The 25,589-nt window shown below is 40.1% G+C and carries 23 protein-coding genes; 9 read left to right on the top strand and 14 right to left on the bottom strand.

The window, feature by feature from the left end:
* Positions 1–35 precede the first annotated feature (35 nt).
* Together glnD and dapD are read left to right on the top strand one after the other, a co-directional pair.
* On the top strand, positions 36–2,654 hold the full coding sequence (gene glnD / locus D172_RS12695; RefSeq protein ID WP_007376821.1) for a [protein-PII] uridylyltransferase: 2,619 nt from the start codon (positions 36–38) through the stop codon (positions 2,652–2,654).
* A 9-nt stretch (positions 2,655–2,663) separates the two neighbouring features.
* A complete protein-coding gene (gene dapD, locus D172_RS12700) occupies positions 2,664–3,491 on the top strand; it encodes a 2,3,4,5-tetrahydropyridine-2,6-dicarboxylate N-succinyltransferase (protein WP_002958324.1) in 828 nt (275 codons plus the stop codon).
* 121 nt (positions 3,492–3,612) lie between these two features.
* Here the strand turns inward: dapD and D172_RS12705 are convergent, their stop codons facing one another.
* The 11 genes from D172_RS12705 to pspA form a co-directional block, all read right to left on the bottom strand.
* A complete protein-coding gene (locus D172_RS12705) occupies positions 3,613–4,770 on the bottom strand; it encodes a lipase family protein (protein WP_007376822.1) in 1,158 nt (385 codons plus the stop codon).
* A gap of 20 nt (positions 4,771–4,790) precedes the next feature.
* Complete coding sequence (locus tag D172_RS12710) at positions 4,791–5,243, bottom strand: DUF6795 domain-containing protein (RefSeq protein WP_007376823.1); 453 nt, start codon at positions 5,241–5,243, stop codon at positions 4,791–4,793.
* Entirely contained in the window at positions 5,227–5,358 is a 132-nt protein-coding gene (locus D172_RS21865) for a hypothetical protein (protein ID WP_007376824.1), read from the bottom strand. The genes D172_RS12710 and D172_RS21865 overlap by 17 nt, the downstream gene beginning before the upstream one ends.
* 831 nt (positions 5,359–6,189) lie before the next feature.
* Positions 6,190–6,534, bottom strand: coding sequence for a 4a-hydroxytetrahydrobiopterin dehydratase (locus D172_RS12715; RefSeq protein WP_002958326.1), 345 nt, complete (start codon positions 6,532–6,534; stop codon positions 6,190–6,192).
* 38 nt (positions 6,535–6,572) lie between these two features.
* Positions 6,573–7,370, bottom strand: coding sequence for a phenylalanine 4-monooxygenase (gene phhA, locus D172_RS12720; RefSeq protein WP_007376825.1), 798 nt, complete (start codon positions 7,368–7,370; stop codon positions 6,573–6,575).
* Between the two features lie 237 nt (positions 7,371–7,607).
* The gene (gene megL / locus D172_RS12725; RefSeq protein WP_033023569.1) at positions 7,608–8,789 is read right to left on the bottom strand and encodes a methionine gamma-lyase; all 1,182 of its coding nucleotides are present in this window, start codon (positions 8,787–8,789) and stop codon (positions 7,608–7,610) included.
* 416 nt (positions 8,790–9,205) lie between these two features.
* Positions 9,206–10,231 carry a YcjF family protein gene (locus D172_RS12730; protein ID WP_007376828.1) on the bottom strand — a complete coding sequence of 342 codons (1,026 nt, stop codon included), beginning with the start codon at positions 10,229–10,231 and terminating at the stop codon, positions 9,206–9,208.
* Positions 10,228–11,646, bottom strand: a complete 1,419-nt coding sequence (locus D172_RS12735) for a YcjX family protein (RefSeq protein ID WP_007376829.1) — start codon at positions 11,644–11,646, stop codon at positions 10,228–10,230. Before D172_RS12735 ends, D172_RS12730 begins: the two co-directional genes overlap by 4 nt.
* Positions 11,647–11,709: 63 nt before the next feature.
* Positions 11,710–12,111, bottom strand: coding sequence for an envelope stress response membrane protein PspC (pspC, locus tag D172_RS12740; RefSeq protein WP_007376830.1), 402 nt, complete (start codon positions 12,109–12,111; stop codon positions 11,710–11,712).
* Positions 12,108–12,341: an envelope stress response membrane protein PspB gene (gene pspB, locus D172_RS12745; protein WP_007376831.1), complete on the bottom strand. Its 234-nt coding sequence runs from the start codon at positions 12,339–12,341 to the stop codon at positions 12,108–12,110. The genes pspC and pspB overlap by 4 nt, the downstream gene beginning before the upstream one ends.
* 67 nt (positions 12,342–12,408) lie before the next feature.
* Entirely contained in the window at positions 12,409–13,068 is a 660-nt protein-coding gene (gene pspA, locus D172_RS12750; protein WP_007376832.1) for a phage shock protein PspA, read from the bottom strand.
* A 186-nt stretch (positions 13,069–13,254) separates the two neighbouring features.
* On the opposite strand from pspA, the gene pspF reads away from it, so the two are divergent.
* From pspF to D172_RS12785, 7 genes are all read left to right on the top strand, one after another.
* Positions 13,255–14,319 carry a phage shock protein operon transcriptional activator gene (gene pspF, locus D172_RS12755; protein ID WP_007376833.1) on the top strand — a complete coding sequence of 355 codons (1,065 nt, stop codon included), beginning with the start codon at positions 13,255–13,257 and terminating at the stop codon, positions 14,317–14,319.
* A 15-nt stretch (positions 14,320–14,334) separates the two neighbouring features.
* Entirely contained in the window at positions 14,335–15,942 is a 1,608-nt protein-coding gene (locus D172_RS12760) for an ABC transporter substrate-binding protein (protein ID WP_007376834.1), read from the top strand.
* The gene (locus tag D172_RS12765; RefSeq protein WP_007376835.1) at positions 15,942–16,976 is read left to right on the top strand and encodes an ABC transporter permease; all 1,035 of its coding nucleotides are present in this window, start codon (positions 15,942–15,944) and stop codon (positions 16,974–16,976) included. Before D172_RS12760 ends, D172_RS12765 begins: the two co-directional genes overlap by 1 nt.
* Positions 16,963–17,856, top strand: a complete 894-nt coding sequence (locus D172_RS12770) for an ABC transporter permease subunit (protein WP_007376836.1) — start codon at positions 16,963–16,965, stop codon at positions 17,854–17,856. The genes D172_RS12765 and D172_RS12770 overlap by 14 nt, the downstream gene beginning before the upstream one ends.
* Positions 17,857–18,849: an oligopeptide/dipeptide ABC transporter ATP-binding protein gene (locus D172_RS12775; protein ID WP_007376837.1), complete on the top strand. Its 993-nt coding sequence runs from the start codon at positions 17,857–17,859 to the stop codon at positions 18,847–18,849. It begins immediately after the preceding gene.
* Positions 18,849–19,610 (top strand): ATP-binding cassette domain-containing protein, encoded by a 762-nt coding sequence (locus tag D172_RS12780; protein WP_007376838.1) that lies wholly within the window; start codon positions 18,849–18,851, stop codon positions 19,608–19,610. The genes D172_RS12775 and D172_RS12780 overlap by 1 nt, the downstream gene beginning before the upstream one ends.
* Before the next feature lie 422 nt (positions 19,611–20,032).
* Entirely contained in the window at positions 20,033–20,524 is a 492-nt protein-coding gene (locus tag D172_RS12785) for a VOC family protein (RefSeq protein WP_007376839.1), read from the top strand.
* A 66-nt stretch (positions 20,525–20,590) separates the two neighbouring features.
* On the opposite strand, the gene D172_RS12790 is transcribed toward D172_RS12785, so the two are convergent.
* The 3 genes from D172_RS12790 to lon all read right to left on the bottom strand — a co-directional run bounded on the left by D172_RS12790 (position 20,591) and on the right by lon (position 25,506).
* Positions 20,591–22,492 (bottom strand): SurA N-terminal domain-containing protein, encoded by a 1,902-nt coding sequence (locus D172_RS12790; protein WP_007376840.1) that lies wholly within the window; start codon positions 22,490–22,492, stop codon positions 20,591–20,593.
* Between the two features lie 171 nt (positions 22,493–22,663).
* Complete coding sequence (locus tag D172_RS12795) at positions 22,664–22,954, bottom strand: HU family DNA-binding protein (protein WP_157847577.1); 291 nt, start codon at positions 22,952–22,954, stop codon at positions 22,664–22,666.
* Positions 22,955–23,145: 191 nt separating this feature from the next.
* Complete coding sequence (lon, locus tag D172_RS12800; protein ID WP_007376842.1) at positions 23,146–25,506, bottom strand: endopeptidase La; 2,361 nt, start codon at positions 25,504–25,506, stop codon at positions 23,146–23,148.
* Between the last annotated feature and the right edge of the window lie 83 nt (positions 25,507–25,589).

A 25,589-nucleotide genomic window follows, 5' to 3' on the forward strand; every position in this document is an offset into this window, starting at 1 on the left:
ATCCGTGTGAAAGGTTCAACAAGGAGCCAGCCCACGTGGCATTACCCAACAAAGTAAAAAAGTTGCTTAGCGATGCTGAGCAACTTAGTGATTATCGCGATTGTTCTAGCTATTTTTATAAATGGCTACATAACGAATTTTCTAAGCAACCGGTTGGGAATTTAATTAATGCCCGGGCTGAGTTTATTGACCGCCTATTAATTAAGCTCTTTCATGTTTATGAGTTATCGCACGAACCTGATTTAGCGCTAATTGCTGTGGGCGGATATGGACGCGGCGAACTTCATCCTTATTCCGATATTGATTTTCTACTTTTAGTCACTGAACAACCCAGTGAAGAAATATGCGAAAAAATAGGCCAATTTGTCACTATGCTGTGGGATCTCAACTTAGAGATTGGCCATAGCGTGCGTACCATTGAGCAAGCTATTGAGCAAAAACGTGAAGACGTCACCTTTGCCACCAGTTTGCTCGAAAGTCGGCTTATTTTTGGCAACCATATCGAGTTCGAAAAACTTAAAACCTTTGTACTAGAAACCCCTGTTTGGGGTTCTAGCGACTTTTTTGTTGCCAAAGTACAAGAGCAAAACTTACGTCACAGAAAGTGCCACGGCACTGCGTATAACCTTGAACCAAACATTAAAGAAAACCCCGGTGGCCTTCGCGACTTACAAACCATCATTTGGGTTGCTAAAAAACACTTTAGAGCCGAAACACTGCAAGAGCTAATTAGCCACGGTTATCTAACTCACGAAGAGTTTCAAGAGCTATCAGAGTGCCTAGAAAACCTATGGAACATTCGTTTTGCTCTTCATTTGGCTGCAGGGCGTTCAGAAAACCGTTTATTGTTTGATCATCAACCCCAAGCCGCCGAAATTTTAGGTTTTGGCAGCGATGGTAAAGCCTCGGTTGAGCGTATGATGAAACGCTTATTTAGAATAATGAGCCGTGTACGCGAACTTAACCAAATGCTGCTTTCGTATTTTGAGCAAAGCATTTCACCACAAAATAGTGAAAATGTTGTAGAAGTACTCGACAGAAATTTTGAACGTGTTGGCCATCAAATACGCGTAAAAGATCCATCCGTATTTTTTAGACGTGACCAGCTCTTTGTATTGTTTGAGCACATCGCCGACAACCCCGAAATCACCCATATTTACCCAAGTACTATTCGTACTATTCGACAAGTACGCCGTCGTTTATTGGGTGATTTACAAGATTATGCAGCCTGTCGTGAAGCATTTTTACGCTTAGTCAAACACCCTAACGGTATGGGACGCGCATTTACGTTAATGCACAAACACGGCATGCTTGCCGCCTACTTACCGCAGTGGCGTAATATATTTGGGCAAATGCAGTTCGATTTGTTTCATGCTTATACCGTAGATGAGCACACTCACAAATTAATCAAAAACATTTACGAATATTTTGATAAAACAGGCATTAGCGAGTTTCCTATTTGCAGTGAAATAGTCACTCGCATGGATAAACCGGAGCTACTTTATTTAGCCGGTATATTTCACGACATCGCTAAAGGCCGAGGGGGCGATCACTCAGAGCTTGGTGCTGTTGATGCTATAGCCTTTGCTAAATTACATGGTTTTTCATCGGCTGATGCAAAATTAGTAGCATGGCTTGTAAGTAACCATTTACTTATGTCGGTTACCGCGCAGCGTAAAGACATTAACGACCCTGCTGTAATAAAAGACTTTGCAACACGTATTAAAACAGAGCGCCAACTCGACTATTTATATTGTTTAACCGTTGCCGACATACGTGCAACCAACGACAACTTATGGAACGATTGGAAAAACACCCTACTGCGTGAATTGTACTTGCACACGCAACGCGCGTTGCGCTTAGGGCTCGAAAACCCAATGGATCAACGCGATCAAATTCGCGATAAAAAGCACCAAGCTAAACAACGTCTACTTAACTTGGGCTATCAAGAGGAAAAAATTGATTTAATTTGGAGTCGCTTTAAAGCCAATTACTTTACCGCCTTTAGCGAACAGCAAATATCGTGGCAAAGTGAGCATTTATTAAGTAGCACCGATTTAAGCCAACCTAGTGTAATTGTATCTAACAAAGCCATGCATGGTGGTACACAAGTATTTGTATACAGCCCTTACTCTGGTGCACTATTTGCGAGATTAGTGAGTGTCATTGGCTCTAAAAAAGCACAAATACAGCACGCGCAAGTACTGACCACCAAAGACGGTTACGTCCTGTTTAGCTTTGTCATACTTGAAGTAAGTGGCGACCCAATAGCGAGCGGTCGAGCGCAATCAATTAAACGCGGGCTTGAGCAAGCACTTAGCGATCCACGTAAAAAAATTCGCTTTAAAAAGAGCCGCTCTCAACGCTTTAAAGATTTTAATATTAAACCTAAAATTGTGTTGCGCCCACATGCACGCAAAGACCGTAGCTTAATAGAAATTCAAGCCGTCGATATACAAGGTTTACTAACCAAAATAGCCGAAGTTTTCCAAGCGCATTTACTACACATTCACGCTGCCCGTATTACCACGGTGGGTGAACGTGCAGAGGATTTCTTTGTTGTATCTAATAACGAATACCAAGCGCTGACTGATGAAGAGCAAGCAAAAATTCATCAGGCATTACGTAAAAAATTCAACGCCGAAACAGAATAGAGGACACACATGTCAGATTTAAAAACGATGATCGAAAACGCATGGGACAACCGCGATAGCATTAGCCCAAGCACAGTATCAAGCGACGTAAAACAAGCTATTATCGACGCACTTGATTTACTTGATAGCGGCGCAGCACGCGTTGCCGAAAAAATATCAGGTGAATGGGTTGTACACCAGTGGCTTAAAAAAGCGGTTTTACTGTCGTTTCGTATTCGCGACAACCAACCAATGAACGACGGCGTAAACCAGTTTTACGACAAAGTACCACTTAAATTTAGCGACTACACGCCAGAGCAATTTCAGCAAGGCGGTATGCGCGTAGTACCAAACGCTGTAGCACGTAAAGGCAGCTTTGTAGGTAAAAACGTCGTACTTATGCCATCGTACGTAAATATTGGTGCCTACGTTGACGACGGCACCATGGTTGATACATGGGCGACTGTAGGCTCGTGTGCACAAATTGGTAAGAACGTACATTTATCTGGTGGCGTAGGCATAGGCGGCGTTTTAGAGCCTCTACAAGCTAACCCAACCATCATTGAAGACAACTGTTTTATTGGCGCACGTTCTGAAATTGTGGAAGGCGTAATTGTTGAAGAAGGCGCGGTAATTTCAATGGGCGTTTACATCAGCCAAAGCACTCGTATTTATGACCGCGAAACTGGCGAAATTCACTATGGCCGCGTACCAGCAGGCGCCGTAGTTGTACCAGGCGCACTACCGTCAAAAGATGGCACTCACAGCCTGTACGCTGCAATCATCGTGAAGAAAGTAGATAAGCAAACACGTGAAAAAGTAGGCATCAACGCCCTACTACGCTCAATTGATGAGTAACACGTAGGTTGGGTTGAGTGAAACGAAACCCAACGATACTTTGAAGTAAAGTGTTTTAGCTAAACTTTAATTGTATATAGAAAGCTCTAAATCTAATATTTAGAGCTTTTCTATAAATATTTTAAATCGACTTTTGTAATGCATGCCCTGCCATTTTGTACAAAGCACGAGTCATTATCTCAAATACCGAACGTATAAGCGCGACAGTTAATGAACCTAAATCATGATATTGTCCAGCAAATACCAACATATGTCCTAATAAGCCTTTAACATCTTCTTTCTTACTTTTAGAAATTTCCACAATTTTGTGAATTGTTCTAGCCAATACGTCGTAAAGAGTCATAGTACATGACCCTGCAACATTCAATAGCGCAGATATTGAGTAACCAGCATCTACTAGTATACTCATTAATGCGTTTGATATTTTCTGAGCCCATTCCGCAGAAAACCTAGCTTGAGTGCGGTTTTTATAGTCCAATTTAATTCGCTGTCGAGCACTTAAACAAGATATCTTATTAGCAATATCATCATAACTTTTATATGAACCTGCAGTATTGATATAGCCAGGTGTTGGCTCAACCATGGAATGAGCACCTAAACTAAATCTAGCTCCTTTGTTACCCGCAAGTAAATACTCGTCATCTGCATGCATAAATGGCCATAATGGTATCCATGGTACAGGATCCATACCATGCGTAACCCTATACGTAGGAATAAACTCCTTGATTTGTATGGCAAATGATTGGTTACCAACTCTAGGTGCACCAAAAGTATAAATGCTGGTTGAAATCCCGTACTTAGATTGCAACCACGATGCAGTTAATGTAGCAAGCGCTCCTCCTAAACTGTGACCAACACAATACACATGTTTAGGATTATGCTTATTGATGTAATCTTCAAAAGAGGGAATTAAGCTATTAAAAGCTTTCATAAAACCAGCATGGACATCTTTATTATTTGGCCCTGTAGCAAACCCTATATTTAAGTTACTCATCCAGTCAGGCACCATAACTTTAGTTCCGCGAATAGCTATAACATGATGATCTTTGTTATTATCATTTTTTCCTTTCGCAGTAATAGCAAACCCATATGTTTTGTTAAATAACTGAAAAGGTAAACCTCCCGAGGTACCTTTAATTGCACCATCAGAAAGACTTACTTCGAATAGATTCGAAATATTCCTGGAAATAATATCGAAAGATATAGGTGCTTTTCTAATAAACTTATATGGTAAAGCAGCCAGTTCAGCTGCTACTTGTGGTGATAGTTTTTCATGCATTTTTCATTCATCCTTGATAATTAATAAATCTGAAAATCATTTTCCCAGCGACATATACCTCTAGCACTATATGTCCGTTGAGAAAAATCACTTTTAAACTCGAAGGTTACAATCGGGTTACTCAAATCACAATTTAGTGCTTTCAATTTGTAATTAAAAGCTTCTAAAGGCTGCCTCCCTTCCAATACAGCTTGCCATAATGGGATTTTTTCATCTTTGTGTTCTATATAAATTAATTGATTAGTTATACTTTCAACAAAAGCTCGGCCAGGTAATTTTGAACGAATTTTACATTCTGGTAAATAAAACTCACCTTTAATATTCGTAATAGCTGAATCTTCACGCTCGACTTCATCTGTATAACATAACCAACGATGAACCGTTAAATTAGAGACTGGTTCCCCATTGTCTAACACTTTCCCTTTTACTTCTGGGCATAGGTGAACATCGTATTTTTTAAATAAACCAAACATAAACTGTCCCATCAGTTTTATTCACTGCCAATCGAGCCTCTTTTAATAAGCCATTTTTAGTTGAATATAAAGCTAGCGCCAAACTAGATACCATTCTAGGTGTAATTGCAAGCATAGTGTTTCCTTACATTAATAAAAATTGATATTAAAAATTAATCGATATCCGCATATGAAGATATCTGTAAATTGTTATAATAAGATGTTATTTGGTTACCTTGGAAGTAACATATAGAGATGACTACTTGAAATCGCATACCGCCAAATTCCCTAGTATCAACTCCATGGCGTATTTCCTTATTTTGTAGCTCTGCATTCACACAACTGATAAGTCACTTCAGGGTTTAACTAGTTTTCATACTTTACTCGTAGACCATGATTGGTACAAATTATCGTCACGCTCAACATAGGTAGCCTGCATTACAGACATGTTTTGTCCGAAGATATTACCTAGTTTTCTAGTTTTCTAGTTTTCATTATCATTTTTGTAAATGAAAATACACCATTTTTATTTATAACGTAATTGTATGTTCTAATTGCTCTTTACCATCTTTTTATCCATCATATGCCATACTTCTTTCTACCCGCACACCAGATAATGGCTTGCCTCTTTCAGTTATTCGACCTGATACCTCCGGCGACATTTTTACAGTATATGATTTAAATAGACCAAACATGGCTTGTCCCTCTGCTTAGTTTAATGAAAATATGAGGGAAGTATAAATAAAAGGCATTATTAAGATCTTACGTAAAAACTGAAAACGCTGACTTTGAATATGTTTATTGAATTTGTAGAAATAAACAATAAATCACTTCCTTGATATTTACCGATATTGGGTTTATATTAGCTTTTTTATAAATATTCATCAAGTAGAGTAAGCAACATCATTCCTAACCAAAAAAGCACTTATAAAATAAGTGCTTTTGGGTTTGCTCAATTAATTTTTAATTACAGCGCGTTAAATACGTCGTCTGTTTTAGCTGCGCAAATAAAGTCGTTTTTGTGCAGACCTTTAATTGAATGGCTCCACCACGTTACAGTTACTTTGCCCCACTCGGTTAATAAACCAGGGTGGTGGCCTTCGTCTTCTGCCATGTCGCCTACTTTGTTAGTAAACGCGATAGCTTGTTTAAAATTTTTAAATTTATAAACACGCTCAAGCTGCATAATGCCGTCGCGTACTTCTGGTACCCAGTCTGGGATTTTAGTAATTAATTGTGCTAACTCTTCGTCAGATACTTTTGGCGCATCTACATGACAGGCTTCGCATTTTTGTGCACTTAATGAAGACATTCTAAATCCTTACTTTTTAGCTTTTTTAGCATTAATATTTAACTGGCTAATTTTTCTTTTGGTGGAAATTTTGGGTCGTGCAAACCAAGCTCTTTAGCTCGCTCAACCAAAGTCATAATATCCATTTGCGATATATCAAACAGATCATGAATCGAATTTATGGTGTAGTACTGTGGTTGCATAATATCAATACGGTACGGCGTACGCAGTACATCAAGCACATTCATTGGGCTAACTTCTGGCGTGTTTGAGTATACGTACTGAGTCTCCCCTGGGCTTGATAAAATACCACCGCCGTAAATACGCAGACCGTCTTCGGTTTGCATTAAACCAAATTCGACTGTAAACCAGTATATACGCGCAAGGTATACACGGTCCTTTTTCTGCGCTGCGTAACCTAATTGCCCGTACTTATGCGTAAACTCGGCAAAGTCAGGGTTAGTTAGCATGGCGCAATGGCCAAATATTTCATGAAAAATATCTGGCTCTTGTAGGTAGTCAAATTCTTCGCGGCTACGAATAAATGTAGCTACCGGAAACTGCTTGTTTGCCAGTAATCTAAAAAACTCATCAAAGTCGATAAGCGCAGGTACTGGTGCAACTTGCCAACCGGTAGTGGCTAGTAACACTTCGTTTAGCTCGCTTAACTGCGGAATACGGTCGTGCGGCAGGTTAATCTTTTTTAACCCTTGCATGTACTCGTTGCAGGCTTTGCCTTCAATGCATGCAAGTTGGCGCGCTACAAGCTCAGACCAAATTTTATTTTCTTCATCACTCCAGTGTATAACACCATTTTCGTCTGGTGTTTTGGATGTGTATTTACTTGCTTTAGCCATAAGTACCTTCTTGGGTGTGAGCCCTAAATCGGTGTCAGTGTGATACTCAAACCTATTGAATATCGAATGACCCCATACTATGCAAAAGTGAAGAAAAGTTTAATAGATAGGCTAACATCAGTATTTAGCGTGATCACTTAGATCGTAAAGTTAAAATTACACTCATGGCACATTAAAAATACAGACCTTTAAATAAAGGCCTGCAGCTTATCTTTAAGTGTATATAATTAAATACATCTAACCAATTTTAGTAAAAGCTTGGTCTAAATCACTAATAATGTCGTTAACATCTTCAAGCCCAACCGAGAGTCTGATCAGCCCATCACTTATTCCAGCGGCAGCTCGCTCCTCTGGCGTATAAGGCGAATGAGTCATAGATGCAGGATGCTGAATTAGTGTTTCAGCGTCGCCGAGGCTTACTGCAAGTGTACAAAGTTTCATACTATCAATAAATTGTGCGCCATCTTGTAGTGTGCCTTTTATTTCAAACGCAATAACACCACCAGCGGCTTTCATTTGGTTACCAATAAACCTATAACCTGGGTGCGATTTAAGCCCCGGGTAATATACGGTGCTTACTTGTGGATGCGCTTCTAGATATTGCGCTATTGTTTGTGCGCTTTGACAATGGTGCTCTATTCTAATAGCGAGTGTTTTTAGACCTCTATTAATTAGCCATGCGTCGTGCGGGCTTATGGTTGCACCAATATCTTTTAATACGGTCATTTTAATGTGTGTTATGTGCTCAAGCGATCCACATACAATACCGGCGACTACGTCTCCGTGGCCGTTTAAGTACTTGGTCGCACTGTGCATTATTATATCGATGCCGTATTTTTTGGGTGATTGCAGTAACGGCGTTAAAAAGGTGTTGTCGACCACACTAATTAAATTGTGCTCTTTAGCAACTGCGCCAATGAGTGCCAAATCAATAACCGCCATAGTGGGGTTGATTGGCGTTTCTACAAATATCATTTTTGAATTAGGTTTGATGGCAGCGCGTAGCTCGTCCTCGTTGGTCATATCAACAAAAGTGACTTCGATTCCCCAGCGCGGCAACATATGCGAGAAAAACGCAAAGGTACAACCATATAAAGCACTTGAGGCAACAAGATGATCTCCTTGCGATAAAAAGCTCAGTACTGAGGCAGATACAGCCCCCATACCTGTTGCGGTTGCAGCTGCTGCTTCACTGCTCTCTAGTTGAGCAACTTTTTGTTCAAGCTCTGTGGTTGTAGGGTTTCCTAAGCGCGTATAAATATAGCCAGGTTCGTCGCCTGCAAAACGCGCAGCACCTTGTGCGGCATTTTCAAAATGAAAGGTAGAGGTTTGATACAAAGGAGAAGTGAGTGCGCCGTGCGGGTCGTTTGCTTTTTGTGGTCCGTGAATACACTGGGTGTTTATATGATGCTTGCTCATTGTAGGCTCATTTTTTTGATTATTATGTTTTTGCGATTCAACAATCAAAACGTATGCGCTTACAAACAGCAAGCATGCCGGATGCTCAGATGGCTATTTGTGTAAAAACCATGCAGCGCACGTTTGTACACAAATATTGCCACCAGGGCGTGTTGACCTTTGCGGATTGAAATTTGTTCAATCCAAGGAAGATTAAATCGCGGCGCGAGGTTTGTAACCTAGTGGGCTAAGTAAAAACCGAGCAACAAAGAGTTAATCGTCCCTAGAAAGAACCCAACGGGCAGCGCATGTTTGGCATTTATGCTGCGTTATCGCCTATTTATGGGGAATAACCACACTTCATAGGCTCTGCCTTGCCTAAATACCAAACACACTGCTGCAAATTCAACCATCAAAGATCAACACGCCCTCGTATTTTACTGCGTTGGTTCCGCCTTTTTGCGGCTCATAATTTTACCTGCGATGCTTTGCACAGTGCCTTTTAGTAAGCTGCGCTTGTTTTCAAGCCTTGGTAATGGGCGACTAAGCTCCATTGCTTTGTAACCAATACGCGCTGTAAAAATACCAGCACTGACCCCTTGCGCTGCCCGCCCCGAAAGCTTACCTAAAAGCTCAGCACTTAGTGCAGTTGCAGCAAGGTCAGATACAAGCTCTGCACTGCCTACAAACATTACTTGTTTTATCAGCATACGGTACAGTTTTATACGGCTCGCGTAGCCAAAACCAATGCCGTAAATTTTACCAATTTGTTCTATTAACTTAGTACCGCGCCAAAGCACAGCCATCATATCCACCAGCGCAAGTGGGCTTAGGGCAACTAGTAGAGCTGATTCAGTCGCAAAACGATTTATAAGCTTTTTAGCTTTGGTGTCTTGGGTTATTAATAAACTGTTGGCGTACAGCGTCATTATTTCTTTGTCGCTGTGATGCGTCGCTACTTGGTTTTTAAAGGTTTCAAAGTTATCAAGCTCCTGATGTTTATTGAGCTTTTCGAGCCAAGGTAATGCACCGCCTACTTGCTCGCTGTTTAAAAGCCTGTCGGCTTCCACTCGGTGCAATTGGTTACGCTTTAAACTGCGCAGCATCCGGTACTCTCGCCACAATAAGCGCCCAATTAGCAGCACGCCACTTACAACTGCGGTTAAATAAACACTGCCTAAAATAATTGACTGCTCGAAAGCAAATAATAACGAGTACGCAAATTCTAAAAGCACCAGTACTATAAAACTAAGAGCAAAAACACCTTTGAGTGTTTGCCACTTTGACTTTTTATAAACAGGTTCCAGATCTATTTCTGGCTCTAGTACTTCATCTTCAAGTTCTTCGTAATCACTTTGGCCGTGGTGAATAATTTTTGCAGGTGCTAAAACGGGTTCGTTTTGCTCAATGCTTTGCGTATCTATACGACGCCCTGCTTGAAATGGTTGGTTTGACTCACTCATGTTAATTTGTCTCCTAGCAGGTACTGCATGACATGATCTAATCGAATATGTTTTAGTTGTTTATCGGGGCTCGGCATTGGGGAAAACGATAAAAACTCAAATCCCTGTGCTGGCCACTCATTTTTATTAAGCATCCGCGAGGGAGGTTGCGGCGGTAAATACGTAAGCCAATCAGGTTCGTGTAATGGTTTGCCATAAATGCAGTCAAGCGTTTGGCCTTTGTCGGTAACTTGGCGCGGCTGCGTTGCTGTAATTGACGACATAGCCATGGTTTCTATTTTTACACCATCAAACTTTAAATGATTACTTTGCTCATGCACGAGCGAATCAAGTAGTAGTGCTAAATCTTTATGGTGTTTTGCACTTATATGATCTGATTTATTAGCTGCAAATAATATTTTGTCTATGTTGGGCTTAAATAAACGTTTAAAAAAGCCCGACTCGCCATAGTTAAAGTGTGCGAGTAATTGGTTTATTACACTGCTTTGCTCTTGGAGTGTTTCGTGCCCTTCGTTTAATGCACTAAGTACATCTACAAGTACAATTTGGCGATCGAAGTGCCTAAAATGCTCATTATAAAATGGTTTTACGACTTCTTTTATATAGGCGTTAAAACGCTTAATTAAATGCGCTAAATTAGAACCCGCAACGACATCGTCACTGTTTATTTCACCCGATACCGGAAAAAACAATAACAATGGCGCGCCTTGTAAATCACCTGGCATAAGCATGCGCCCAGGTTGCAACATGGCAAGTTTGGTGTCTTTTTTAAGCCCGACTAACATGCTTTGATAAAGCTGAGCAATATGAGCAAGTGCGTTTTCATCAACGGGAGCGTTTAAGTCAAGTTGCTCAACGGCCGCTAAAAAGTCACTTGATGTGTTTACGCGCGAAGGCTGAGTTAATAATGGATATTGCTGCTCGCACCATTGAGCATAGCTTTGCTCAAGCATAGGTAAATCAAGGAGCCATTCACCCGGGTAGTCAATAATATCTAAATAAAGCGTTGATTGCGGCGAAAAGTGGCCGCGCAGCCCTGCATTACTTTGATACTTTATTGCCAAGCGCAGCGTATTAATCCGCTCGGTAGATGCAGGCCATGTAGGCATCCCATCGCTTGGAAATAATGAATTTAGTGCGCGCGTATAATTAAACGTAGGAACTTTTAACGCCTCTTGCGGCACAACTTTAGTGGCCACATGGCGGTGCTCGCGCATTACATCAAAAAAAGGTAAGTTTTTATCGTCCGCTTGGGTTGTTAAGTGTTTAACAAGCGCGGTAATAAAGGCTGTTTTACCACTGCCACTTAGGCCTGTTACGGCAAGTTTTACGTGTTGGTCTAAACTGCGATGAAGGGCTTTTTGTGCTTTGCCTTTAATACTTTTAAAGGTCTTTTTTGCAAATGATTGGCTCATAAAGTGTCTTGCACCTAATTTGCCGTAATTTATCACGCTGCAAATAAGGTGCTATTAAATCCTTTAAAGTTTGTTAATTTCACGGCTCACCGTAAACTCGCTTGAAGTTACATGGCGCTCCATATCTTGAAGGCGAGTATCTACACGCGTTAAACGCTCTTTTAAATCTTGCAATGCGCGGCGCGGTGGCTCGCCTTTTTGCCATACTTTAAATTTTACTTCTAGCGGATCGTCAGTTTTAGTTGAGCTTTTTGTTTGCGCCGCTGCGGGCTCTTTTTTATCTAAAATGAACCAGGCTGCAATATACGCTACCACAAATAATGGGCCACCCGTTAGCAGTACCGCACTAACAAATATAATGCGAACTAACCATAACTCCATATTAAAGTAGTCACTTAATCCCGCACATACACCGGCTATTTTACCGCGTTGTGGGTCTCTTAATAATTCGCGTTTGGCACTCATATTTTGCGTCTCCATTGTGGTGACTCTTGATCAAGCAATGCTTCAAGTGTTTCTAATCGTTCAGCCATTTTTTCAGCTTTGTGTGCAAGCTCAAGTAATTGGCGATGTTCGTGTTCACTTAAACCTTGGTTGACTTGTTTTTTGCTGCGGTAGTGTAAAATTAGCCACAGCGGAGCAACAAAAATCATAAACAAAATAAATGGTGCAACTAATATCTCTGGATCAAACATAATCCTCTCCTGACAATCCGTTTTGATGTTTTTAAGCAGTGGGGCACTTTAAGTGCCCCTTTATAAATTATTTATCAGCTAACTTCTTTTTAAGTTCGGCTAGCTCATCATCTATCTTTTCATTTTTTTGTAGGTTAGCAATTTCATCCGCTAACGTCTTTTTACCTAAATCGTACGACTCAATTTGAGATTCTAGTCCATCAATTTTGGTTTCGTAACGTTCAAAGCGGTTAAGTGCTTCTTCTACTTTTGAGCTATCAAGTGTCTTTTTCACTTCAAGGCGCGACTCAGCCGAACGTTGGCGAAGTATAATCGCTTTTTGACGAGATTTAGCATCTGCTAGCTTTTCTTGTAGCGTCGTTACTTCTTGCTGTAATTTCTCAATATGAGACTCTACATGTTCAAGCTCACTCGCTACTGAAGCAACGGCATCTGCCGACTTTTGCTTTTCAAGTAGGGCTGAACGCGCTAAATCGTCGCGGTCTTTACTTAAAGCCAGTTCGGCTTTATCTTGCCAATCACTTACCTGCGCTTTAAGTGTATCTAAGCGGCGTACAATTTCTTTTTTCTCAGCCAATGTTTTAGCTGATGTAGAACGTACTTCAACAAGCGTATCTTCCATTTCTTGAATAATCAGACGAACCATTTTTTCTGGGTCTTCTGCTTTATCTAAAATGGCATTGATATTAGAATTAACAATATCTGCAAAACGTGAAAAAATTCCCATAACATTTACCTCTGTAATTAAAACTTAGTTAGTCTGCTATAACTAGTATCAATATGCTTGCCAACTTTTTAAAAGATAAAATACACTTTATTTTCATTAAGTTAAACTAAATATACAAATTTCTTTAGTTCTCCCTAATTATGAAATACACTAACAGTTAGTAAAAATGACCAAGAGTTAGGAAATATGAGCCAATATCGCCAACAGGATAATTTACTCGGCCAATCAGATAGCTTTCTGTCTGTATTAGATCAGGTATCGCAACTGGCTAATTTAGATAAACCGGTACTTATTATTGGTGAACGCGGCACAGGTAAAGAGCTAATAGCAGCACGCTTACACTTTTTATCAAAACGCTGGGATCAAAACTACGTAAAGCTTAACTGTGCAGCGCTTAACGAGAACCTACTCGAAAGTGAATTATTTGGCCACGAAAGCGGTGCTTTTACGGGGGCAAGCAAACGACACGAAGGTCGTTTTGAACGCGCTAACAGCGGCACACTGTTTTTAGATGAATTAGCTAATACCTCAGCTATGGTACAAGAAAAACTGCTGCGCGTTATAGAATACGGTGAGTTTGAACGTGTTGGCGGCAAACAAACTGTAAAAGTAGATACCCGCTTAGTGTGTGCGACAAACGAAGATCTTCCTTATTTGGCCGAGCAAGGTGAATTTAGAAGTGATTTACTCGATCGCCTTGCCTTTGATGTAATTACCCTGCCACCACTGCGCGAACGCCAAGACGATATTATGCTTCTTGCTGAGCAGTTTGCGATGAATATGGCGCGCGATTTAGAGTGGGAACTGTTTAGCGGTTTTACCCGAAGCGCAACAGAAACACTGCTTAGTTATGATTGGCCCGGCAATATTCGTGAACTTAAAAATGTGGTTGAACGTAGTTTGTATCGCCATGGCAGTGAACATATCCCCGTTCACCAGATTATTTTAGACCCATTCGATAGCCCATTTAGACCAAAAGCGCGCATTAAAGCACCTATAGCGGCCCAAACTGTTAATGTCGAGCCTATTGTTGTTGCGCCGCCGATTGCTCAAGCAAGCAGTAATATAGCCGTTGATATTCAATTTCCGTGTAGTTTAAAAGAGCGTTCAAACGACTTTGAAATAAACATGATTAATAAAGCACTCGAACATAGCCAATTTAATCAAAAGAAAACTGCAGAAGTACTTGGTTTAACGTATCATCAATTACGTGGTTATCTTAAAAAATACAATTTGTTGGATCAACAATAGTTAGAGGTTATGCGGGTGCATAAATTATTACTTACTTTACTAGCGGTCACCTTAGTAGGTTGCATTGATAACAAAGAAGAAATCATAGAAGAAAAAAACCAAGGCTTAGTTTATTGCGCTGAAGCTAACCCTGTGTCGTTTAATCCACAAGTTACGACCACCGGTTCTACTATTGATATTATTGCCAACCAGCTATACGACCGCCTAATTAGCATTGACCCTGTTACGGCAGAGTTTCAAAGTGAGCTGGCAACCGATTGGAAAATAAGTAAAGACGGTAAATCTATTACCTTCACATTGCGCAAAGGTGTGAAATTTCATACAACCGCTTATTTTACCCCTACTCGGGATTTTAACGCCGACGACGTTATATTTACCTTTAGCCGACTATTCGATGTCTATAATCCATATCACTTTGTGGGCGATGCCAATTACCCGTATTTTCAAAGTGTGGGGATTGATCAACTTATTCGTAAAATTGTGCGTGTTACTGATCATCAAGTTCGTTTTGAATTGTTTAATCCTGAAAGCAGCTTTTTAGCTAATATGGCCACCGACTTTGCCGTGGTGCTTTCAGAAGAATACGCCATGAAACTTAAGAAAAATAATCAAGAAAACTTATTTGATCAGTACCCTATTGGCACCGGCCCATATATTTATAAAGAATATCGCCGAGATCACCTCGTACGCTTTTACCGAAACCCACTTTATTGGAAGCACCACGTCGCACTTGAACAATTGGTTTACGACATAACGCCTAACGGCACTACGCGTATAGCAAAAATGCTGACTAAAGAGTGCGATGTAACGGCTCATCCAAGTAGTGCGCAATTGAGTATTTTAGCGCAACGCGACGATATAAACGTTGAAAAAGAAACAAATTTAAATATTGGTTACTGGGCTTTTAATACGGAGCGCGCCCCGTTTGACGACTTACGTGTACGCCAAGCACTTGCTCACGCCATTGATATCGATAAAATTATGCAAGCTGTATATTATGGTAATGGTACACGTGCACAATCTATTTTACCGCCAACCTCATGGGCATTTGAGCCACAAGCAAACATGCCAAGTTTTGATCCAGAACTTGCTAAAAAGTTATTAATTGAAGCTGGGTTACCAGATGGTTTTGATATGACTATTTGGGCGATGCCCGTAAGCCGTATTTATAACCCGAATGCGCGAAAAATGGCAGAACTAATGCAAAGTGACTTACGTAAAATAGGCGTTAATGTCAGTATTGTAGAGTATGAATGGAATACGTTTATTCAACGTATTGGCGAGCACAGGCATGATAGTGTATTGCTTGGTTGGGCCGCTGATACACCTGATCCGGATAACTTTTTTAGCCCTCTTTTAAGTTGCACTGCAACCTTTACCGGTAAAAATCCTGCTAACTGGTGCAATCCGCAATTTGATTTATTACTTACAAAAGCGCTCGATACGACTGATTTAAACATGCGAAAAAAATACTACGATGACGCACAAAGCTTAATTGTTGACGAGTTGCCATTGCTGCCTATTGCACATGGCTTACGTTTTCAAGCCAGTAGCGCAGACGTTGAAGGTATAACGCTTGGCCCATTTGGTGCAATTTCACTAGCTAATGCGAGGAAAAAATAATGATCTTAGATTATATTTTACGTCGTTTAGGTTTATTGCTTTTTATGACCCTAATGCTGAGTGTTTTTACATTTTCAATTAGTTATTTGTTCCCAGGCGATCCATTAAGTAATTTAAGTGGTGTACCAAGTAGTAACTTTGCTCAACACAGTGAGCTTGAAGATAAATATTTATATAACAGTAACTATTTTGTTCAATATATAGCCTTTTTAGGACGAATATTCCAAGGCGATTGGGGGCTTTCTTTTGCATCAGGTGACAATGTATTTAGCCATATTGTTGATTTATTACCCGCTACACTGGAACTAAGTGTTTATGCATTAATTGTATCGATTGTCGTTGGCGTACCCGCTGGCATTTTAGGTTCTGCGTACTATAAACGTTGGCCTGATAAACTTATAAATTCAACCACTATGGTTGGTTATTCCATGCCCGTATTTTGGTTAGCACTATTGCTTATTATGGTTTTTTCTCTCAAACTGGGCTGGTTTCCGATGTCGGGAAGAATGGGGTTACTTTATGAGATCCCCGCCAATACAGGCTTTATTTTAATTGATATTGCACTGGCTGGATTTCCATATAAAGGAATGGCATTTTTAGACGCCCTGCGCCATTTAACACTACCCACAATTGTGCTCGCCATGTATCCGACCACCGTATTAGTGCGCTTTACTCGTGAGTCTATGCTTAAAGTTATGGACCAAAGTTTTATTAAAACCGCAAGGGCTAAAGGCCTTAACCGCAGACAACTTATAATTCATCATGCACTGCGTAATGCGCTATTACCGGTAATTAAACAAATTGGTTTGCAATTTAGTACGCTAATAACGCTTGCGATGATTACTGAAGTTATTTTTTCGTGGCCCGGCATTGGCCGCTGGCTTATCGATAGTATTTATCAACGCGATTATCCAGCTATACAAGGCGGCTTAATGGCAGTGTCACTATTTGTTATATTAGCCACTATTATTGCAGAGCTTACTTATACGCTATTCGATCCACTCTCGCGGAATCAAGCCCATGGCAAAGTTTAATATATTTTCTGAAGAGTCGAATAAATCGCCACTTGCACGATTTTGGCGTAAATTTAAAAATAATCACCCTGCGTTAGTTGGCTTGTGGATATTTGTAGCATTTGCTTTACTTGCCGCCAGTGCTCCACTTTTAGCACCGTACGGTGTTAACCAACAGCATAGTGATGCATTACTTATTCCGCCTTCGTGGCGGGAAATGGGTGATGTACGCTTTATTTTAGGTACTGATGACTTAGGTCGCGATGTACTTTCGCGTTTAATGAATGGTGCAACTTACACATTTGGCCTCTCTGTTGTCGCCGCGCTTATTACAACTATTATTGGTGTATTAGTAGGTACATTTGCAGGTATCAGCCGAGGTATTCGCTCAAGTTTTTTAAATCACTTACTTGATATAACGCTCTCTATACCTTCTTTGTTACTGGCTATTATTATCATAGCAATTTTAGGCCCAGGCTTAATGAACACGGTATGGGCAATTATTTTAGCGCTATTACCACAATTTATTCATTCAATCAGAAACCTAATTGTTGATGAACTAAACAAAGATTATATTACCGCGTTTAGGCTCGATGGTGCGTCTAACTGGCATATTATATCACGCGGTATCTTTCCTAATATTTATGAGCACATTGTAGTTATATTTACGATGGCGCTCTCCACTGCAATTTTAGATATTTCTGCATTAGGTTTTTTAAAGCTTGGTGCTCAGCCACCTACCACTGAATGGGGAGCTATTTTAGCCGAAAATTTAGGGCTAATTTATTTGGCACCATGGACTGTTGCGCTGCCAGGCGTACTGTTATTTTTAGCTGTGTTATCGACTAATTTAGTAGGCGATGGCCTGCGACAAGTGTTAAAAGCACGTAAGGCTGATTAAATGCAATTACTTGATGTTCGAAATTTAACCATTGAGCTGCGTACCTCAGAAACGATAATTAGAGCCGTTGACAAGGTAAGCTTTAGCTTAAAAGAAGGCGAAGTACATGCCCTTGTAGGTGAGTCTGGTTCTGGTAAAAGCTTAATTGCAAAAGCAATTGTGGGTGTACTAAACGAACGCTGGAATATTACTGCCGACCGTATGCATTGGCGTGGTGTTGATTTAATGCGCTTAACACCCGAACAACGCCGTAAAACGGTAAGCCAAGATATTGCCATGATCTATCAAGACCCTAGCCGTTGTCTTGACCCTACAGCAAAAATGTTTGATCAAATAGCCGAAACCTTGCCTGAAAACCCAACAAAGGGGTTTTTCTTAAAACGTAACCGCGAGCGAAAAGACAGAGTAAAAGCGCTTATTCATAAAGTGGGCATTAAAAATCATGAAGCCGTGCTGGATAGCTATCCACATGAGCTCTCAGAAGGCGTATGTCAAAAAGTAATGATTGCAATGGCCATAGCCCGCACACCAAAGCTTTTAATCGCTGATGAGCCCACTACGGCACTAGAAAGTACCACTCGCGCACAGGTATTTAGGTTGTTGAAAAGTTTAAACCAACTAAAAAACATGTCGATTTTGATGATTTCTCATGAACTCGAAGAAATTGCACATTGGTCACATGGGATCCATGTTTTATATTGCGGGCAAATGGTTGAAGCTGGCCCAACTCACAAAATTTTTAGTCAGCCTCGCCACCCTTATACACAAGCTTTATTAAAAAGCCTACCTGATTACGAACAAGGCCTAGCTCATAAAGAGCCTTTTTACGCATTAAAAGGCACCATACCTACATTACAGCATTTACCGATAGGTTGCCGATTAGGGCCACGCTGCCCACAGGCTCAAAAAGCCTGCGTAGTTACACCTAAGCTTACAAAGCACAACGGGCACAGCTACGCGTGTCATTTCCCGCTGATTAAGGATATGAGATAATGCAACCAGTATTGAAAGTACAAGCTTTGTCTAAAACATTTAATATTCGTGCAGGCTTATTTAGTCGTAAAAAATTTGCGGTACTTAAAAATATTTCATTTTGCATTGGCAAAGGTGAAACTATTGCTGTTATAGGCGAAACGGGAGCGGGTAAAAGCACACTTGCCAAACTGCTTTCAGGCGCTGACAGCGCAGACTGCGGACAGATCTTATTAGAAGGCAATATTATTGAAGATAACGGTATTCGTGATAATCAGTGTCGCTATATTCGTATGATTTTTCAAGATTCAGCGGCCTCTCTTAATCCAGGTTTAACCATTGGTGATACGCTTGATGACTGCCTACAATATAATACTGACTTTGATAAAGCTGAACGGACTGAAAAAATTAGCGCTACGCTGTCAAAAGTTGGATTATTAGTCGATCACCAACATTACTATCCACACATGTTTAGTGTGGGGCAATTACAGCGCGTAGCACTTGCTCGTGCGTTAATTTTAGATCCAAAGGTTGTTGTACTTGATGAGGCACTATCATCACTAGACCCTTCTGTTCGTGCACAAATAGTTAATCTACTTCTCAAATTACAACAAGAGACAGGCCTGACATATGTGATGATCACTCATCATTTAAGCTTAGTTCGTCATATTAGCGACCAAGTTCTTGTACTTGATAAGGGAGAAGTCGTTGAATATGGCGCCACTGAAGTTGTTTTCCAAACACCTCAATCGAAAATCACCCAACGTTTATTAAGCTGTTAAAACAGCATTTTTTTCGTATCTAACCTGAACTCTGGTTAAGAGATTTACTATCATATTGAATCATGGTGATATTTAAATTTAATTTCTCTAGCCAGAAATTTCCAGTGAAAACAAGGCGAATTTACGCGTCAATAGCTGCTCGAGATAGATTTACTATCCAGCGTTCAGGTTATCTATTCTGCTTTGTAATATAACCTCGTTTATTAAGGTCTCTTGTTAAATACACTGCATTTAACAGTTATACCAATTCGCTTAATTAAGTGATCTATTTTGAAGTAAGAAAATCGTGTCGATAACAAAGCAAAAATTTCGTTATTTAGTTGTTCTATATCAGAAATTTTTAACGCTGTTAACGCCAGATTTAATCCCTCAAACTGATTAAGTATTATTGCGAATTGGTATTAATACTACAAAGAGGATTTATGTTAAAAAAGACACTACTCGCTAGCATTTCATCGCTATTACTTTTATCAACAACGGTTATCGCCGATGTAGCACCTAGTTCAAATGTTAAAAACTGGGTTGGCGGAGTTGACCACTTAGGATTAACCGTGTCAGACCTTGATTCGTCTAAAGTTTTTTTTACTGACGTACTTGGTTTTAAAGTGCTCGGGAGTGACCCAAGTTACCCAGCTTACTTTTTATCAAACGATAAAATAACGATTACGTTGTGGCGTGTTAAAAATGATGAAAAACGTGTGGAGTTTAATCGAGCAGAAAATGTGGGGTTACACCATTTAGCACTGAGTGTTGAGAGCTTTGAAAAATTAGCTGAACTACATACTCACCTAAAAACGCAAAGTAATATAGAAATAGAGTTTGCACCCGAAAACCTAGGTAAAGGTCCAACAAAACACATGATGATTAGAGAGCCTAGCGGTAATCGCATAGAGTTTATTGCAAGAGGCAAATAATACCAACTATATTGAAGACAATAAAAAAGGCGCTTTAAAAGCGCCTTTTTTTATGAGCTAAATTAATTACTCAACGGGTTGTGCTACCGTTGGTAAGTTAAGCTCAGCATTCGCTTTTAACGCTTCAATAAATACCATGTAGTTTTTATTAGCTTGCGCCATAGTGATACTTTGCTTTGCTTGTGGGTCAATATTAGCTGTAACTTGTGCATCTGTTACCGACTTAAGTGCAACAATTGCAGCATCACCATTATTTAAATCAACTACTTCAAACACTGCAGAACCTGCAGGATGAGCCATTTTAAATGCTTTAGTTACAATTGCTGGCGAAACAGTATAGCTTTGACGTGTTAATTGCGCTTCTTGGCGAAGTGTTAAGCTTTGCTCATTGGCTACATCACTTAAACTCTTACCTGCTTTTACTTCTGCAAATAAGCTACGTGCTTTATCTTTAGCAAGCTCAGATGATTTTTCATTAACTAAACGTGCTTTAATTTGCTCGCTTACTTCACTTAGTGGCTTAGTGGCAGCTGGTTTGTGTTCATTTACACGAACAATAATCGCATGCTCATCGCCAAGCTCAATAACTTCAGAGTTAACTTTATCTTCCAGTAAATCAACTGACGATAACGCAGCAATTACAGATGGCGTATTTAACGGCTCTGGTAATGCGTTAATTGCTAAAAGCGGCGTTGATTTAATCTCTACCTCTGCAACTTCGGCAGCATCGTCTAAGCGATCTGAAATTTCAAATGCTAGTGCACCCATTTCAGTTTGCTTTTCGTAAAAGGCATCTATTTTTTCAGCTTGTTCAAGCTCCGCACGTAAATCAGCTTTAACATCATCATATGCTTTAACTTGTTGCGGCTGAATATCAGTAAGTTTAATTATGTGGTAACCAAACTCTGATGCTACAACCTCTGAAAAGTCACCTTTATTTTTAAGCGCAAATGTCGCGTCTTCAAATGCAGGGTCCATTACATCGCGTTCAATCCATTCAAGGTCGCCGCCCATTTCACCACTAACAATATCATCAGATGATGACTCTGCTAATTCAGCAAAATCTGCACCTTGCTCTAATTGTGCGTGAAGTGCATTGGCTTTTTCTTTTGCTGCATCATCGTCTTCGCTGTTATCGATTAAGATATGTGAAACACGGCGTTTTTCTGGCTCAACGTATTGTGCCTTATTTTGATCGTAATACGCTTTAACATCATCTTCAGTAACTGACTCAACCGTAATATCTGTGGCTTTAAGCTCAATATAATTAACTGAGATAAGTTCTGGCGATAAAAACTGTGATGCATTTAGCTCGTAGTAATCAGATACTTCTTGCTCTGATACTTCAACACTTGCTGCTAGCGCTTCTTTGTTTACAACTAAGTAATCAATGCTGCGCGTTTGCTGCTGTAGAGAAATAGCGCTTTTAAGCTCGCTCTCAAGAGCAAAGTCAGTACCGGCTACGGCAGTAACAAGTTGACTGCGCGTCATATCTTTACGAAGGTATTCACGAAATGCATCTGGTTGAAAATTCATTTGACGAATAACTTGTAGGTAACGGTCGTTATTAAACTGCTCACCTACTTGAAAATACGGTAATTCTAAGATTGTTTTACGTACACTTTCGTCGCTTACGCGAAGGCCTAAATCAGCCGCTAGCTGTGATTGCAATTCTTGTTGTACTAAGCGGTCAACTACACCTTGACGTATTTGTGCCATGTAATTTGGATCTGCAGAAATTTGTGCAAAATATTCACCAAATTGTTGTTCTAATCGACTACGCTCATTTTGGAACGCACGATTAAATTCAGTTTGGCTAATTTTAATTCCATTTACTTCAGCAACAGGTTGTTCCGTGGTTTGACCTAGGTAACTACCAATCCCAGCTAAAGCAAAAGATAAAATCACCGCGCCTAAAATTATTTTGGCTACAGGTCCTTGTGAACCTTCTCTGATTTTCTCAAGCATTTGTTTATCTCTTTTTGATCAAGGTTTTTACCTTGTCACATGTAAAAAAAGCGTATCTTACCAGATACGCTTTTTCACTTGAAGTAATTGGCGGTAAAGTTACTTAATTCATCATTTAGATTGATTAAGTAAATTTACATTCGCCATAACTAAACTGTATGAAAACAGTGATTAGTTTACTGCGTCTTTAAGCGCTTTACCGGCTTTAAAAGCAGGAATATTTGCAGCAGCAATTTGAATAGCTTCACCAGTTTGCGGGTTACGACCTGCACGTGCAGCACGCTCACGTACTGAGAAAGTACCAAAGCCAACAAGTGCAACTGAGTCACCATCTTTTAGCGCACCAGATACAGATTCGATGAATGAATCTAGAGCACGACCTGCAGCCGCTTTAGAAATGTCAGCATCAGCTGCGATTTGATCGATCAATTGAGATTTATTCACAATATCATCCTCTTTCATTGTTATTATCAAGAGCGATGGTTTTTTAAACTAACATCACTTTTTTGAAAATTTTAGAGCAAACTAATTATGCTCACATGATTATATTTTTCTTAAGCCTAGGCCCCGTAAGGGCTAGGCTTGAAAACCAGTGCTTAACTTATCATATCGTTTAGATTTGAAAAGCCCTAAAAAGCACTTTTTTCGGTTTTTTACTGTTTTTTTGGTGTTTCGACTGAAAAACTCTCAACCGGATGCACTAAAGCCAGTTTTAAAACTTCGTCAATCCATGTAACTGGGTGAATATCTAAGCCCGCCAGCACATTGTCTGGGATCTCTTTTAAATCACGTTCATTAATTTTTGGAATGATGACTGTTTTAATCCCACCACGATGCGCCGCGAGTAATTTTTCTTTTAAACCACCAATTGGTAATACTTCACCACGTAGTGTAATTTCGCCGGTCATTGCAACATCCGCACGTACAGGGTTACCCGTTAAACTAGATACTAAACCAGTCACCATAGCAGCACCTGCGCTCGGACCATCTTTAGGTGTTGCACCTTCAGGCACATGCACGTGAATATCACGTTTTTCATAAAAGTCGCTATTAATACGAAATGTATCTGCACGATTACGCACGACCGTCATGGCCGCTTGAATCGACTCTTGCATTACATCGCCCAGTGAACCTGTATAAGTAAGCTTACCTTTACCTGGTACCGCTGCGCATTCAATAGTAAGTAAGTCACCGCCTACTTCAGTCCATGCAAGACCAGTTACTTGGCCAATACGGTCGCCATCTTCCGCTTTACCGTAATCGAAACGCTGTACACCTAAAAAGTCTTCTAGGTTATCTTGATTGATAGTCACGGTTTTAGTGTCTTTTTCAATTAAGATATTTCTAACCGCTTTACGACATAGTTTTGAAATTTCACGCTCAAGATTACGTACACCCGCTTCACGTGTGTAGTAGCGAATAATGCCAATAATTGCACTATCAGCAATCTCAATCTCATGCTCTTTCAGGCCATTACGTTTCACTTGTTTAGTAATTAAGTGCTCTTTTGCGATGTTTAGTTTTTCATCTTCGGTGTAACCCGATAAACGAATAACTTCCATACGATCCAGTAATGGACCAGGAATGTTAAAGCTGTTTGATGTCGCTACAAACATAACGTCAGATAAATCGTAATCTACTTCAAGGTAATGATCGGCAAAATGGCTGTTTTGTTCAGGATCAAGCACTTCTAATAGCGCTGATGCTGGGTCGCCACGCATGTCTGATGACATTTTATCGATTTCATCTAGCAAGAATAATGGATTTTTAACACCCACTTTAGTCATGTTTTGAATTAACTTACCTGGCATTGAACCAATATAAGTACGGCGATGGCCACGAATTTCAGCTTCATCACGCACACCGCCTAGCGCCATACGGATATATTTACGACCTGTAGAGCGTGCGATAGATTGCCCAAGTGATGTTTTACCCACACCCGGAGGGCCAACTAAACATAAGATTGGACCTTTTAGTTTATTAGTACGCTGTTGCACCGCAAGGTACTCCAGAATACGTTCTTTAACTTTATCAAGGCCATGGTGATCACTATCAAGAATTTTTTGCGCGCCTGCTAAGTCTTTTTTAACTTTAGAGCGCTTTTTCCACGGCACATTAATTAATGTATCTATGTATGAACGCACTACGGTCGCTTCTGCTGACATTGGCGACATCATTTTAAGTTTATTAAGCTCTGTGGTCGCTTTATCTTGTGCTTCTGCTGGCATACCAGACTCTTCAATGCGCTTTTTAAGTGCTTCAAATTCATCAGGTACATCATCAAGCTCACCCAGCTCTTTTTGGATGGCTTTCATTTGCTCATTTAGATAATACTCACGCTGAGATTTTTCCATTTGCTTTTTAACGCGAGTACGAATCTTTTTCTCAACTTGCAGTAAGTCTATCTCGCCTTCCATAAGCGCCATTAAATATTCAAGACGCTCTGTAACGCTTGAAATTTCTAGCACTTTTTGCTTTTCAGGTACCTTTAATGGCATATGAGCAGCCATTGTATCGGCTAGCCGCGCAGGATCATCAATACCTGAAACTGACGTTAGTACTTCTGGTGGGATTTTTTTATTTAGCTTTACATAGCCTTCAAATTGGCTAATTGCGCTGCGAATAAATACATCTTGCTCTTGCTCATCAATTAAGTCAGATTCAATAAATTGAGCATTAGCAACAAAAAAGTCTTCGCTATCAACGAAGTCTTCAATTTGTGCACGTTGCGTCCCTTCTACTAAAACTTTAACGGTGCCGTCTGGTAACTTTAATAACTGAAGTACAGTAGCAATAGTACCAATACGATAAATATCATCTTGTTCTGGCTCATCTACAGTTGCATCTTTTTGTGCAACTAAGAAAATTTGTTTATCTTTGTCCATTGCCGCTTCAAGGCATTTTATTGATTTTTCACGGCCTACAAAAAGCGGGATCACCATGTGTGGATACACCACAACATCGCGCAGTGCTAGCACTGGGATTTCGACTCGGTCGGTTCTCTCAAGCGTCATTATAATTTCTCTTCGCACTTCATTTATTTTAAAGATTACTCAAGTATATGGGGATAACCTAATTAAAGTTCAACAATTTTCCC

It is taken from the genome of Pseudoalteromonas sp. Bsw20308, assembly GCF_000310105.2.
Lineage (GTDB): Bacteria > Pseudomonadota > Gammaproteobacteria > Enterobacterales > Alteromonadaceae > Pseudoalteromonas > Pseudoalteromonas fuliginea.